This window comes from Acidimicrobiales bacterium, assembly GCA_036399815.1.
GTDB lineage: Bacteria > Actinomycetota > Acidimicrobiia > Acidimicrobiales > DASWMK01 > DASWMK01.
The window spans coordinates 1-13,178 of record DASWMK010000097.1; the positions used below are offsets into that span (position 1 = coordinate 1).

The following is a 13,178-nucleotide window of genomic DNA, read 5'->3' on the forward strand; positions in this document are numbered from 1 at the left end:
GGCGCCGTCCACGGCGGCCGACCTCCGGATGTCGACGGTGGCGGCGGACGCCGTGCCGCCGGCCCGGGCGATCGCCGTCGCCGTCCGCCGCGCGCCGGTCCCGTCGACGTCGGCGCACGTCACCGCAGGTCGCCGGGGCCGAGGAAGCGGAGACGGCAGCGGGCAGCCGCGTCGAGCGCGTCGGCGGGCATCATCGTGGCGCCGTCACGCCGCCGTCGTGACCGGCGGCGGCGCCGCGGCGTCGCCGAGGACGAGCTGGTTGAGCTCGCCGAAGTAGGCGACGTAGAGGCGGTAGACGTTCTCGAGGTGGTCGAGCATGCGGCGCTCGTCGTCGTCGGTCCGCAGCAGCGAGGCGACGACGCCCCACACGAAGTCGTCGTGCTTGTCGTCGATGTCGGTGCCGACGTGGGCCCTCGCGCCCTTCGCCGCATCGGGGCCGAGCGCCCGCTCCACCTTGGCGATCCACGCCGGCTGGGTCCTCGTCGTCGTGTACTCGATGAAGTAGACGCTGGCGATGAGCGCGAGCGGGCTGTCGTTGTAGACGACGTCGTAGAGCAGGTAGCCCATCAGGCTCTTGGTGGCGAGCAGCGGTTCCTGGGCGTAGACCTCTTCCGGCGTGACGCCGACGTACTCGAGGTCCCGGAGGAACATCTCGTCGTGCAGCATCTTCTCGTCCGTGTACGCCGCCCATTGCTTGGCCCGGACGGGGTCGTGCTTGGTGAACCAGATGAGCGCATAGGCGTCCACGGTGCGTTTGCGGCGGATGCGGAGGATCGTCTCGACGGTGTGCCGCTTGTAGTGATCGAGGTTCAACTCGTCCCCGTCGACCAGGTCTCCGGCGAAGGGGCCCTCCGTGTAGAACTGGCTGATCATCTGGTCGAGTCGAGCGTCGACGGTTGCGCGAAGCTCCCGATGGACGGACGCGTCGGCCGGAGTTCCCTGCATCATGTGCGACTCCGGGAGGAGAAAAATCGTCCGGCCTCGTGGGCGCAGACGAAGGAAGAAAGCCGCCGACGGCTGTGTCGACATCTGGCTTCATCGCCGGAACCGAAGTCGGAGCAATTTGTTCCGGCTTCTGGTTTTATTTCACTATAAGCCCTTTGTCAAGGCTTGCGAATTCGGGCGAACCCGGGAGACCACGGCGCCGTGAGCGGCGGCGGCGCCCGCGGGCGCCGCGCCGGGCTGGGGGAACCGCTACGTTTGCCCGATGCGACACAGGGCGGCGATGGTGGTGCGGTCCGCGGTGGCGGTCGCGGTGGCGGCGGGGATGCTCCTCCCGGCGCTGCCGGCGACGGCCTATCCGATGAAGCCGTGCTCGGCGGAGAACCCGAACGACGAGTACACCGATTCGATCGGGATCACCTGGAAGTGCGTCCAGGAGTCCGGCTCGGGCCGCTGGTACTGGCAGAAGCAGCCGCGCAAGGACCCGTCGTACGCGCTCGTCTACTCGGGCCCCTACCTCCAGACCCTGCTCTCCTTCGGCGTGTCCGTCGACAGCACCGGTCGGGTCAAGGCCGGCTCGATGGCGCACGCCAGCAATGCGCTCGCCCAGCCCTGGTTCGGGAGCGACTCGGTGGTGGCGCGGACGGTCCTCCAGCGCTGGAACGGGTCGGCCTGGACGTCGTGCCGCGACACCGGCCTGGTGTACAGCCCCGCCGGCCACCCGACGCAGTACGCGTCGCTGAACTCGCCGTCGCCGCCGTGCGGCGCCGGCTACTACCGCGACTACGGGAGCGCGTACATCGTCCTCGACGGGCGATGGTGGGGCGGCTCGGCGGCCAGCCCGTTCGTCTACGCCGTCAGCCCCACGAGCGCCGCCGCCGACGACCCCGTCCCCCCGCCGCCCGATGAGTGACCTCGTCGGGTTCGTCGAGATGGCCGAGCTGCTCGAGCTGCCGCTCGGCGACGTGATGGCGTGGATCGAGGACACCGAGGAGTTCCCGCCGCCGGTCGCCGTCCTCAGCATCGGCCCGGTGTGGTCCTGGGAGGCCGTCGTCGCCTGGCTGCGCGACGCGCCGGGCTGGCTGTACCCGACGAAGTCGGAGGTCGACGACCTCGACATCGAGACCTACCTCATCGACCAGCCCGGCTGGGTCTCCCACGGGTTCCGGCACACCCACATCGGCCCCGAGCACGCCTGGCTGTGGCTGTTCCGGTCGCCCTCGACGGGCGCCGCCCTGGGCTCGTTGCTGGCGGCCGCCGGCTCGTCGGTCCACGAGGTCGAGCGCCACTACCTCGAGCGGTCGCCGCGCGGGGAGGAGGAGCCCGACGGCCGGACCGTCAACCCCGCGCTGACGTTCGCCCTCGGCGCGGCCAGGACGTGGCGGCACGTGCTCGGGGCCGACAAGCCCGACGACGTGCACCTGCTGCTCGGGCTGGCCGAGCGGTGGGGCGCCGACATCGTGAGCCACGAGCTGCGCCGCCGGGGGGTCACCCAGCGGCAGGTGTGGGGCGCGGCGGCCGACGTCCTCGCCGCTACCGGGAGCGGCGGATCCGGCTGAGCCCGAGCGCGGCCCGCACGAGGTCGCGCACGGCCCGCTCGTCGGCCCCTTCCCGCACCAGCGCCTGCACCAGGTCCTCGAGCTCCGCCGCGGCCGCCTCCTCGTCCTCCGGGCCCGCCGCCGCGCCGGGCGGGGCGACGGCGGAGACGAGGATCAGCCCGAGGACGGCCGACGCCGTGATGAGCCCGAACGTGAGGGCGGCCCCGTCGTTCCCCTGCACCGACGTGACGATCATCCCGGCGATCCCCGCCGCGCACACGACGAGCACGACGGCCCGCACGGCCTTCGGGGTCATCGGCGGACGAGGGGCTTGTACCTGATGCGGTGCGGGCGCTCGGCGTCGGCGCCCAGCTGCTTGCGGCGCCAGGCCTCGTACTCGCTGAAGTTGCCCTCGAACCACCGCACCTGCGACTCGCCCTCGAAGGCGAGCACGTGGGTGGCGATGCGGTCGAGGAACCAGCGGTCGTGGCTGATGACGACGGCGCAGCCGGGGAACGCCTCCAGCGCGCCCTCGAGCGCCCGCAGGGTGTCGACGTCGAGGTCGTTGGTCGGCTCGTCGAGCAGGAGCACGTTGCCGCCCGAGCGCAGCACCTTGGCCAGCTGCACCCGGTTGCGCTCGCCGCCCGAGAGGTCCCGCACGAGCTTCTGCTGGTCGGCCCCCCGGAACCCGAAGCCGGCCACCCAGGCCCGGCCGTGCACCTCCCGGCCCCCGACCCGCAGGTGGTCGACCCCGCCGGTGATCTCCTCGTAGACGGTGTTCGCCGGGTCGAGCGCCTCCCTCGACTGGTCGACGTGGGCCAGCTGCACGGTCGGCCCGACCCGGAGCGTGCCGCCGTCGGGCGCCTCGTCGCCGGTGATCATCCGGAACAGGGTGGTCTTCCCGGCCCCGTTCGGGCCGATCACGCCGACGATCCCGGCCGGCGGCAGGGAGAACGTCAGGTCCTCGATCAGCAGGCGGTCGCCGAACCCCTTGGTGAGGTGGTCGGCCTCGATGACCACGTCGCCCAGCCGCTCGCCCGGCGGCACCATGATCTCCAGCCGGTCGGCGCCGCCGTCGGCCGCCTGGGCCTCGGCCAGCAGCCGCTCGTAGGCGGTGAGGCGGGCCCGCCCCTTGGCCTGGCGCGCCTTCGGGGCCATCCGGACCCACTCCAGCTCCCGCTCCAGGGTGCGCCGCCGGGCCGACTCGGCCTTCTCCTCCCTGGCGAGCCGCTCCCGCTTCTGCTCCAGCCAGGACGAGTAGTTGCCCTCGAAGGGCAGGCCCCTGCCCCGGTCGAGCTCCAGGATCCAGCCGGCGACGTTGTCGAGGAAGTAGCGGTCGTGGGTGACGGCCACGACCGTGCCCGGGTACTCCTGGAGGAACCGCTCGAGCCAGGCCACCGACTCGGCGTCGAGGTGGTTGGTGGGCTCGTCGAGGAGCAGCAGGTCGGGCCGGGACAGGAGGAGCCGGCACAGGGCGACCCGGCGCCGCTCGCCGCCCGAGAGGGTGGTGACGTCGGCGTCGCCGGGCGGCAGGCGCAGGGCGTCCATGGCGATGTCGACGGTGCGGTTGAGCTCCCAGGCGCCGGCCGCCTCGATCTTCGCCTCCAGGTCCGCCTGCTCGGCGCCGAGCTTCTCGTAGTCCGCGTCCGGGTCGGCCCACCCGGCCATCACGTCGTCGTAGCGGGCGAGCAGCGCGGCGGTGGCGGCCACGCCCTCCATGACGTTGCCCTGCACGTCCTTGGCCGGGTCGAGCGACGGCTCCTGCTCGAGGAACCCGACGGTGAACCCGGGGGTCAGGCGGGCGTCGCCGGTGTAGCCGTCGTCCACCCCGGCCATGATCCGCAGCAGCGACGACTTCCCGGCCCCGTTCGGGCCGATGACCCCGATCTTCGCCCCCGGGTAGAACGCGAGGGTGATGTCCCGCAGGACCTCCCGGTCCGGCGGGTGGACGCGGCTCACCCGCCGCATCGTGAAGATGAACTGCGCAGCCATAGCGAGCCGACGCTACCGGCGGCGCGCAGGCGACAAGGAGGCGGACGTGGCGGACGAGGGGTTCGACGACCTGGTCGCGGTGTACCGGAGGGCGGACCGGTCCGTCCGGCGGGCGACGGGGGCGGCGACGGGCGTCGCCATCTTCGCCGTCCTGAGCCTGGTGGGCGCCGCGCTGATGGCCGTCGGGGCCTTCGCGTCGGACGACGAGGCGGCCAGGATCGGCTCCTACGTCGCCGCCCTCGGCGCGGCGCTGTCCGCCGCCCTGCTCTGGGCCGTCAGCGCCGCCCTGGAGGTCCTGGCCAGCCAGCTCGAGGTGACGACCGCCGACACCGACGACGAGGAGCCCGGCGGGTTCGGGGGAGGGGGCGAGCGGTAGGATCGGGCAGCGATGCCCCCTGAGTCGCGCGTCGCCGCCTCCGTCGCCGGTCCCAATGCCTGGCTGGTCGACGAGATGTACGAGCAGTACCTCGCCGACCCGTCGTCGGTGAGCGAGAGCTGGCGGGACTTCTTCGCCGACTACCGCCCGAGGGCGGCCGCGGCCGAGGAGCAACCGCCTGCCGACGAGCCCGAGCCGGCCGCTCCCGCCGCTCCGGCCGCCGCCGGGGACCGGCCCTGGCCGGCGCCCCACGCCCGCCGGGGCGACGGCGACGGCCAGCCGGCCCGCCCGGCCGCCGGCCAGCCCGGCACCGGCACAGCCGACACCCGCCCGCAGGCCGCCCCCGCCGCCGCGTCGGCCGGCCAGCAGGCCGCCCCCGCCGCCGCACCGCCGGCCGGGCAGCAGGCTTCCGGCGGCCCGTCGGGCACCGCCGCCCGCCCGCCGGCCGACCAGGTCGCCACCGGCGCCGAGTCCCGCCAGCAGTCGGGCACGGCCGCCCAGCCGAGCGCCGCCAAGCAGCCGGCGCCGGCGCCCGCCGCCCAGCCGAAGCCCGCCCCAGCGGCGGCCGCCGACAAGCCCGAGCCCGAGGTCCTCCGGGGCGCGGCGGCCCGCATCGTCGCCAACATGGAGGCCAGCCTGGCCGTGCCGACGGCGACCAGCTTCCGGGAGGTCCCGGCCAAGCTGCTCGAGGTCAACCGCCGCGTCATCAACGGCTACCTGGGCCGCACCGGGCGGGGCAAGGTCAGCTTCACCCACCTCGTCGGCTACGCCGTCGTCCGGGCCATCGCCGACGGCATGCCGGTGATGAACTCGACGTACACCCAGGTGGACGGCAAGCCGGCCGTCATCCGCAACCCCCGCGTGGGGCTCGGCCTCGCCGTCGACGTCGAGAAGGCCGACGGCAGCCGCACGCTGCTCGTCCCGTGCGTGAAGAACGCCGACACCCTCGACTTCCGGGCCTTCCACGCCGCCTACGAGGACCTCGTCCGCAAGGTCCGCTCCAACAAGCTCAGCCCCGACGACTTCGCCGGCACCACCGTCACCCTCACCAACCCCGGCACCCTCGGCACCGTCCAGTCCGTGCCCCGGCTGATGCCCGGGCAGGGCTGCATCGTCGGCGTCGGCCGCCTCGACTTCCCGACCGCGTACGTGGCGGCCGACCCCCAGGTGCTGGCCGACCTCGGCCTGTCGAAGGTCATCACCCTCACCTCGACCTACGACCACCGGATCATCCAGGGGGCCGAGTCGGGGCTGTTCCTCCAGAAGGTCGAGCGCCTGCTCATGGGGGAGGACGGCTTCTACGACGCCGTCTTCCGCTCGCTCGGCGTCCCCTACGAGCCGGTGCGCTGGCGGCGGGACGTCAACCCGATCGACCGCGAGCAGGCCATGCTCGAGAAGCAGATGGCGGTGCTGAGCGTCGTCAACATGCACCGCGTCCGCGGCCACCTCATCGCCGACCTCGACCCGTTGGCGTGGAAGGAGCCGCACATGCACAGCGAGCTCGACCCCGCCACCTACGGGCTCACCATCTGGGACCTGGACCGGGAGTTCCTCACCGGCGGCGTCGCCGGCCGGGAGCGCATGCCCCTCGGCGACCTGCTGCACGTGCTGCGCGACGCCTACTGCCGCACGGTCGGCATCGAGTACATGCACATCCAGGAGCCCGAGGAGAAGCGCTGGATCCAGGAGCAGGTCGAGGGGGTGAAGGTCGAGCTCACCGCCGACGAGCAGCGCCACATCCTCGGCCGGCTCAACGCGGCGGAGGCCTTCGAGCGCTTCCTCGGCACCAAGTACCTCGGCCAGAAGCGGTTCGGGATCGAGGGAGCGGAGAGCGCCATCCCGGTGCTCGACGCCATCCTCGAGGCGGCCGCCGACGACGCCCTCGACTCGGCCGTCATCGGCATGGCCCACCGCGGCCGGCTGAACGTGCTCGCCAACATCGTCGGGAAGTCGTACCGGCAGATCTTCAGCGAGTTCGAGGGGAACATCGACCCCGGCACCATCCAGGGGTCGGGCGACGTGAAGTACCACCTCGGCGCCGGCGGGAAGTTCGTCAGCCGGACGGGCCGGGAGCTGCCCGTCGAGCTGGCCGCCAACCCGTCGCACCTCGAGGCCGTCGACCCCGTCGTCGAGGGCATGGTGCGGGCCAAGCAGGACCTGATCAACCAGCCCGAGGCCTTCCCGGTGCTCGCCATCCTCGTCCACGGCGACGCCGCCTTCGCCGGCCAGGGCGTGGTGGCCGAGACGCTCAACTGCTCGGACATCAAGGGCTACCGCGTCGGCGGCACCATCCACCTCGTCATCAACAACCAGCTCGGGTTCACCACGCCGCCCGGCTCGGCCCGCTCGTCGGAGTACGCCACCGACGTGGCGAAGATGGTCCAGGCGCCGATCTTCCACGTGAACGGCGACGACCCGGAGGCCTGCGTGCGGGTCGCCCGGCTGGCCTACGCCTACCGCCGCCGGTTCCACAAGGACGTGGTGATCGACATGATCTGCTACCGGCGCCACGGCCACAACGAGGGCGACGACCCGAGCTACACCCAGCCGCAGATGTACCAGCGCATCGACCAGCGCCGGTCGGTCCGCAAGCTCTACACCGAGACCCTCGTCAAGCGGGGCGACATCACCCTCGACGAGGCCGAGCAGGCCCTCGACGACTTCAGCGCCCGCCTCCAGGTCGCCCTCGACGAGACCCGCACCAACGCCCCGCCGAAGGACACGAGGGCCAAGCCCGTGCCCCCGCCCATCGGCGTGCTGCCCCACGTGCCGACCGGCGTGGCCCGGCCGGTGATCGACCGCGTCTACTCGGTGATGTCGACCCCGCCCGAGGGCTTCACCGTCCACCCCAAGCTGGCGAAGCAGTTCGAGGCCCGCGACCAGATGGTGCAGGGCGGCGAGGTGGACTGGGCGCTGGCCGAGGCCATGGCCTTCGGCTCGCTGCTGCTCGAGGGCACCGACATCCGCCTCGCCGGCCAGGACTCCCGCCGGGGCACGTTCTCCCAGCGCCACGCCGTGCTGGTCGACTACCGCACCGGCGCGGAGTGGGCGCCGCTCGCCCACCTCGACGCCGACCAGGCCAAGTTCTGGATCTACGACTCGCTGCTGTCGGAGTACGCCGCCCTCGGCTTCGAGTACGGCTACTCGGTGGTCCACAAGGACGCGCTGGTGTGCTGGGAGGCGCAGTTCGGCGACTTCGTGAACGGCGCCCAGGTGATCCTCGACCAGTACCTCGTCGCCGCGGAGGACAAGTGGAGCCAGACGAGCGGCCTCGTCCTGCTCCTGCCCCACGGCTACGAGGGCCAGGGGCCCGAGCACTCGTCGGCCCGCATCGAGCGGTTCCTCACCCTGTGCGCCGAGGACAACATCCAAGTGGCGAACGCGTCGACGTCGGCCCAGTACTTCCACCTCCTGCGCCGCCAGGTGCGCCGCGACGTGCGCAAGCCGCTCGTGGTGTTCACGCCGAAGTCGCTGCTGCGGGCCCGCACCGCCCGGTCGCCGATCGAGGCGCTCACCAAGGGGTCGTTCGAGGAGGTCCTCGACGACCCCCGCTACGCCGACGGCGGCGCCGACCCGGCGTCGGTGCGGCGGGTCGTGCTGTGCAGCGGCAAGGTGTCCCACGACCTGATCGCCATGCGGGACAAGCACGACGCCCCGCTCGCCGTCGTCCGCGTCGAGCAGCTGTACCCGTGGCCCTTCGACGCCGTCGAGCGGGCCGTCGCCCGGTACACGGAGGTCGACGAGGTCGTGTGGCTCCAGGAGGAGCCCGAGAACATGGGCGGCTGGAACTTCGTGAAGGGCCGCCTCTACGAGGCCCTGGGCGACCGCTACGGCGTGCGCCGCATCAGCCGGCCCGAGTCGGGGAGCCCGGCGTCGGGCAGCCACGCCGTGCACGTGGCCGAGCAGCAGGCCCTGCTCGACACGGCGCTGGAGGGGCTGTCGGGCTGACCCGCCGGTCGCGGGCGGCGCGCGGCCTCGCCGCCGTCGCCGCCCTCGCCGCGCTCCTGCCCCTGGCCCCGGCCGGGGCGCAGGAGGACGGCGGCGTCCCCGTCGCGCCGTACGTCGACCCCGACCAGCTGGCCGAGCGGCCGTCGTTCCGCCTCCAGCCCTGGCGGGGGTGGATGGACACCGTCGAGGCGGCGTCGATGCTCGACGGCATCGGCATGCAGTACCGGGTGCCGGCCGGGACCGACCACGCCAGGACGATCGGGCTGCTGGCCGACGCCGGCGTCCGCCGCCTCAGGATCGAGGTGCCGTGGAGCGACGTCGACGTCGACGGCAGCCTGTCCGACGCCGGCGGGGCGCGCCTCGGGGCCGTCCTCGACGCCGCCGCCGAGCACGACATCGCCCCGCTCCTCCTGCTGAACGCCAACAGCGCCCGGCCCACCCCCCACACGACCACGGAGGTCGAGGTGGCGGCCGACGCCGGCGCCGGGGACGACCGGCTGCGGCTCGAGTCGGTCGACGGCCTGGTCGCCGGGCGGTCGGGGATCTCGGGGATGACCGAGGAGATGGCCGGCGTGCTGTTCACCGACGTGGACGAGGGCACCGGGACGGTCACCCTCGGGCGGCCGTTGCCGACGGGCGTGGCCGCCGGCGACACGGTCACCGTCGACACGCTGGCGTACGCGCCGCTCCACCCGGCCGGCAGCGCCGAGTTCGACCGGACGGCGGGCGGCTGGCTCGACTACGTGCGGGCCGTGCTCGACGAGGTCGACCGCCACGACGTCGACGAGGTCGGCGTCGAGCTGTGGAACGAGACGGCGTTCGCCTCGGACTTCCTCGACGTCGCGAACTACGACCCCGCGGCCGAGCCCGAGGGGGAGGCCAAGTTCCGGCCCGGCGGGCGGGTGTGGGAGCTGGCCAGGCGCACGGTCGACATGGTCCACGAGGAGTACCCGGGCGTGCGGGTCGTGTGGGGCTTCTCGAACTCGAACTTCTACGCCACCCGCATCGAGGACCTGCCGCCCGGCACCGACTCGATCAGCTACCACCCCTACGGCACCGGCCTGCTGGACGTGCCCGAGGACTTCCCTGGGCCCGAGCAGGTGGCCGCCTACGACGACGTGCCCGACCACCTGCGCATCGCCGTGCCCGAGGGCCGCACGGCGCTCGCCGTGTCGACCCAGCCGCTCGTCCGGCGCCGGCTGGCCCCCGACCGGCGCGACGAGCGGCCGGACGGCACGGAGGACTTCCGCCAGGTCGCCACCGAGCACGGCTGCACGCCGAGGGAGGCGGGGATCACCGACCCGGCCGTCGCCATGCACCACAAGGCCCGCTGCCTCGTGCGCTACCTCCCGTTCTGGTTGAACAAGGGCCTGGCCGAGCTGTACGTGAGCCGGGCGTGGGACGCCGACCCCCTGGGCCGGGGGGTGCTCGACCCCGACGTGTCCCCGGCCGACCGGCGGGCGCCGGACGAGGCGCTGATCGGCGAGCCGGTGGCGGCGCTCGCCAACTTCACCTCGGCCTTCGAGGGGGCCGAGGACCTCGACGACGTGCGCCAGCTCGGCGTGCAGGTGACGGCGCTCGGCGAGCAGCGCCGGGTGTTCGGCGGCCCGGGGGAGGCCACGCTCTGGGAGCGGGACCTGCTGGCCGTGCTGCCGTTCCAGGTGACCCGCTCCCGGTTCGCCGTCGCCGCCTACGTGCTGACCTACGACCTGACCACGCCGATCGAGCCCGAGCCGTACCGGCTGCGGCTCGCCGACCTCGAGCCCGAGGAGGCCGAGGTGCGGTGGTACGACCCGATGACCGGCGAGGACGAGCCGGTCACCGACCTGGTCAGGGGCGACGACTCGATCACGGTCACCGTCGACGTGGCCGACACCACCCGGCTGCTCCTGATCGACGAGCACCCGGGGGACGACCGCACGCTGCCGACCTGGGCCGTGCCCGCCGGGCTGGTCCTGCTCGTCGTCGTCGGCGGCGCCGTGCTGCTCGCCCTCGTGCGCAGCCGGTCGGCGCCGTCGCCGGCCCCGTACCCGGGCCCGTGGCCCGGCGCCCGCGGCGGCCGCCGCCGGGGCCGGGGCGGCCGCCGACGCGGGCGCCCGTTCTAGGCCGGGAGGAGGGCCGGGGCCGCCGCCTGCTGGCCGACCGGCCTCAGTGGGGCGGGCGAGATCGTCCGGCCGTCAGACGGCGAACCAGACGTAGCGGCGCGCGGCCGCGGCCGGATGCGGCGGCCGGCGCCCGTCGTCGTTCCTGACCACGTCGACCCTCGAGCCGACGCCGGTGGCGACGAACCGGCAGAAGGCCGGGAGCAGGACTTCGACGTGACACGAGTAGGGGAGGTCGGCACGCAGGGGGCGGGCCCGACGAAACACGCTCATGGGGTCGTCGGACGGCAGCCAGTCCAGTTCGGAGGACACCGACCACAACGTTCCGTCGCGGTCGATCTCACCGACCGCGCCGAGCGTGGCGATCTCCCGCACGATCGACTGGGCAGCCACGCCAGCGTCGAACGATGGGCGACCGAGGATCTGCTTCACCAGCAGGTGGGCAGTGGATCGGGCGTCGTAGACGACGAGCGGTTCAGTCGACTTCTGCGGCACCGAACACGATCCTTCCCTCGGCCCGAAGGGCATCGAAGATCCCGTAGGCCGATGGCGAGATGACGAACTCGTCGCCTTCGAAGGGTACCAACTTCCCCGCCTGGGGGATCGGTTGGAGGCGACAGCCTGCGGCGGCGAGATCCCGCTGGGCGCCGGCGTCGATGTCCACCGAGAGGACGGCGTACCGCTCGCCCTTGAGCGATGCCAGGTAGAGCGCGTCGTCGATGTCCGTCGCCAGATAGAAGGCCCCGGTTGCGCCCGTCGTGGACAGCTCCCGTGCGACCGTGGCGTCGAGGGGAGCGCCGCTGAGGAGCGCGAACGCCGACCTCTCGGAGGTCCCGTGAAAGTAGGTCGGCACCCGGATGTGCTAGCAGCGCCCCGGCGGTCCCGCGGTCGACGGGCGGCGGTTCCAGGCGAGGAGCGTCGCCCCGCCCGAGATCTCGGGTGGGCGGCGTTCTAGGCCGGGAGGAGGGCCCTGGCCGTCGCCAGGTCGGGGGCGATGCCGAGGGCGACGGCGTCGCCCGAGCAGGCGACCACGGCCGACTGGCGGTCGCCCTCGACGGCCATGGCCTCGTCGCCCTCGGTCGGGGCGCCGGCCGCGTCGGGGAACGACGCCCGGTACCAGTCGGCCATCGTCGTGCACAGCTCGCCGGGGTCGGCGCCCTCGTGGGCGACGAGCGACAGCCCGACCGCCGTCGCCTCGCCCCGGGTGAACACCGCCACCTCGTCGCCGCCCCACGCCGCCGTGCGCTCGCCGGCGTCGGCGAGCGGGGCCGACGCGTCGCCCCCGGGCGCCTCGAGCAGCCACCGCAGCGGGGCGGCGCCGAACGGCTCCCTCGCCACCTCCTCCCATCCCTCGCCCGGCGAGGCGACGGCCGGCGCCTCCCGCGCCGCCTCCCCGTAGCGCTCGGGGAACAGGACCTCGGCCGTCGTCGTCGGCGGGTCGTCGTAGGCGGCGTCGACCGCCTCCCACCCGCCGGCGGCCAGCAGGCTGCACACGAACGCCATGCCGTCGAGGTACGGGAACGTCAGGTTGGACCGGAGGAACGCCGGCACGTCGGCCAGCGCGTCCTGGTCGCCGCCCTCGCCGGCCGCGTCGGTCAGGCCGGCGATGCCGACGTGGGCCAGCGCGAACCGCTGCATCAGCACGGTGGCGTCGCCCTCCACGAGCGCGGACGCGGCGATGGCGGCGTCGTCGGCCGCAGGGTCCTCGTCGACGTCGGGGTGGTCGAGGCGCTGGTCGGTGAGCGCGTGGTCCAGCTCGTGGGCCAGGGTCACCTGCTCGGCCGGGCCGAGCGGCCGGCCGGGGTCCTCGGCCAGCACGACCAGGTCGCCCGACGACGGCTCGTAGTACCCGGCCACCTGGCCGGCCGTCAGGTCGAGCACCGCCTCCCGCAGGTCGAGGTCGGGCGGGATGGCGCCGAGCGCGGTCAGCAGCCGGTCGTCCACGTCGGCCTCGGCCGGCGGGTAGGAGCCGGCGCTCAGGTCCCGCACCCGCCGGGCGATCTCCTCGCCGGTGACGAACTCGGGCTCGACCTCCTCGCGGAAGGTGAGCTCCCGCTCCTCCTCGACGGCGTCGGCGATCCGGGCCACCTGCTCGGGCGCCGCGCCGGTGATGTCGCCGTCGCCGAGGAGGATGTCGGGATCGTGGAGGAGGTCGCCGGCCAGGCACTCGGCCACGTCGCCGGCGTCGCCGGGCCCGCCGGCCGCCGGCGCCTCCGTGGTCCGGGTGGTCGGGGTGGTCGACGGGGACGACGGCGGCGCCGCCGTCGTGGGCGGGCCGGT

General features: G+C 73.7%; 11 protein-coding genes. 5 read left to right on the forward strand and 6 right to left on the reverse strand.

Annotated features, from left to right (window positions below):
* Positions 1 to 204 precede the first annotated feature (204 nt).
* Positions 205 to 873 carry an iron-containing redox enzyme family protein gene (locus VGB14_07135; GenBank protein HEX9992682.1) on the reverse strand — a complete coding sequence of 223 codons (669 nt, stop codon included), beginning with the start codon at positions 871 to 873 and terminating at the stop codon, positions 205 to 207.
* 334 nt (positions 874 to 1,207) lie between these two features.
* Here VGB14_07135 and VGB14_07140 point away from each other — a divergent pair, with 334 nt between their 5' ends.
* Together VGB14_07140 and VGB14_07145 are read left to right on the forward strand one after the other, a co-directional pair.
* Positions 1,208 to 1,855 (forward strand): hypothetical protein, encoded by a 648-nt coding sequence (locus tag VGB14_07140; protein HEX9992683.1) that lies wholly within the window; start codon positions 1,208 to 1,210, stop codon positions 1,853 to 1,855.
* On the forward strand, positions 1,848 to 2,501 hold the full coding sequence (locus VGB14_07145; GenBank protein ID HEX9992684.1) for a hypothetical protein: 654 nt from the start codon (positions 1,848 to 1,850) through the stop codon (positions 2,499 to 2,501). Before VGB14_07140 ends, VGB14_07145 begins: the two co-directional genes overlap by 8 nt.
* Here VGB14_07145 and VGB14_07150 read toward each other — a convergent pair.
* A complete protein-coding gene (locus VGB14_07150) occupies positions 2,476 to 2,796 on the reverse strand; it encodes a hypothetical protein (protein ID HEX9992685.1) in 321 nt (106 codons plus the stop codon). The genes VGB14_07145 and VGB14_07150 overlap by 26 nt on opposite strands.
* The gene (gene ettA, locus VGB14_07155) at positions 2,793 to 4,472 is read right to left on the reverse strand and encodes an energy-dependent translational throttle protein EttA (protein HEX9992686.1); all 1,680 of its coding nucleotides are present in this window, start codon (positions 4,470 to 4,472) and stop codon (positions 2,793 to 2,795) included. The genes VGB14_07150 and ettA overlap by 4 nt, the downstream gene beginning before the upstream one ends.
* A 46-nt stretch (positions 4,473 to 4,518) precedes the next feature.
* On the opposite strand from ettA, the gene VGB14_07160 reads away from it, so the two are divergent.
* From VGB14_07160 to VGB14_07170, 3 genes are all read left to right on the forward strand, one after another.
* Complete coding sequence (locus VGB14_07160) at positions 4,519 to 4,848, forward strand: hypothetical protein (protein ID HEX9992687.1); 330 nt, start codon at positions 4,519 to 4,521, stop codon at positions 4,846 to 4,848.
* A gap of 12 nt (positions 4,849 to 4,860) precedes the next feature.
* Entirely contained in the window at positions 4,861 to 8,796 is a 3,936-nt protein-coding gene (locus VGB14_07165) for a multifunctional oxoglutarate decarboxylase/oxoglutarate dehydrogenase thiamine pyrophosphate-binding subunit/dihydrolipoyllysine-residue succinyltransferase subunit (GenBank protein ID HEX9992688.1), read from the forward strand.
* Between the two features lie 173 nt (positions 8,797 to 8,969).
* The gene (locus VGB14_07170; protein ID HEX9992689.1) at positions 8,970 to 10,901 is read left to right on the forward strand and encodes a hypothetical protein; all 1,932 of its coding nucleotides are present in this window, start codon (positions 8,970 to 8,972) and stop codon (positions 10,899 to 10,901) included.
* Positions 10,902 to 10,973: 72 nt separating this feature from the next.
* On the opposite strand, the gene VGB14_07175 is transcribed toward VGB14_07170, so the two are convergent.
* The 3 genes from VGB14_07175 to VGB14_07185 form a co-directional block, all read right to left on the reverse strand.
* Positions 10,974 to 11,393 (reverse strand): hypothetical protein, encoded by a 420-nt coding sequence (locus VGB14_07175; protein HEX9992690.1) that lies wholly within the window; start codon positions 11,391 to 11,393, stop codon positions 10,974 to 10,976.
* Positions 11,374 to 11,751 carry a hypothetical protein gene (locus VGB14_07180; protein ID HEX9992691.1) on the reverse strand — a complete coding sequence of 126 codons (378 nt, stop codon included), beginning with the start codon at positions 11,749 to 11,751 and terminating at the stop codon, positions 11,374 to 11,376. The genes VGB14_07175 and VGB14_07180 overlap by 20 nt, the downstream gene beginning before the upstream one ends.
* Before the next feature lie 98 nt (positions 11,752 to 11,849).
* Positions 11,850 to 13,178: hypothetical protein (locus VGB14_07185; GenBank protein ID HEX9992692.1), on the reverse strand; the 1,329-nt coding region annotated here is incomplete at its 5' end.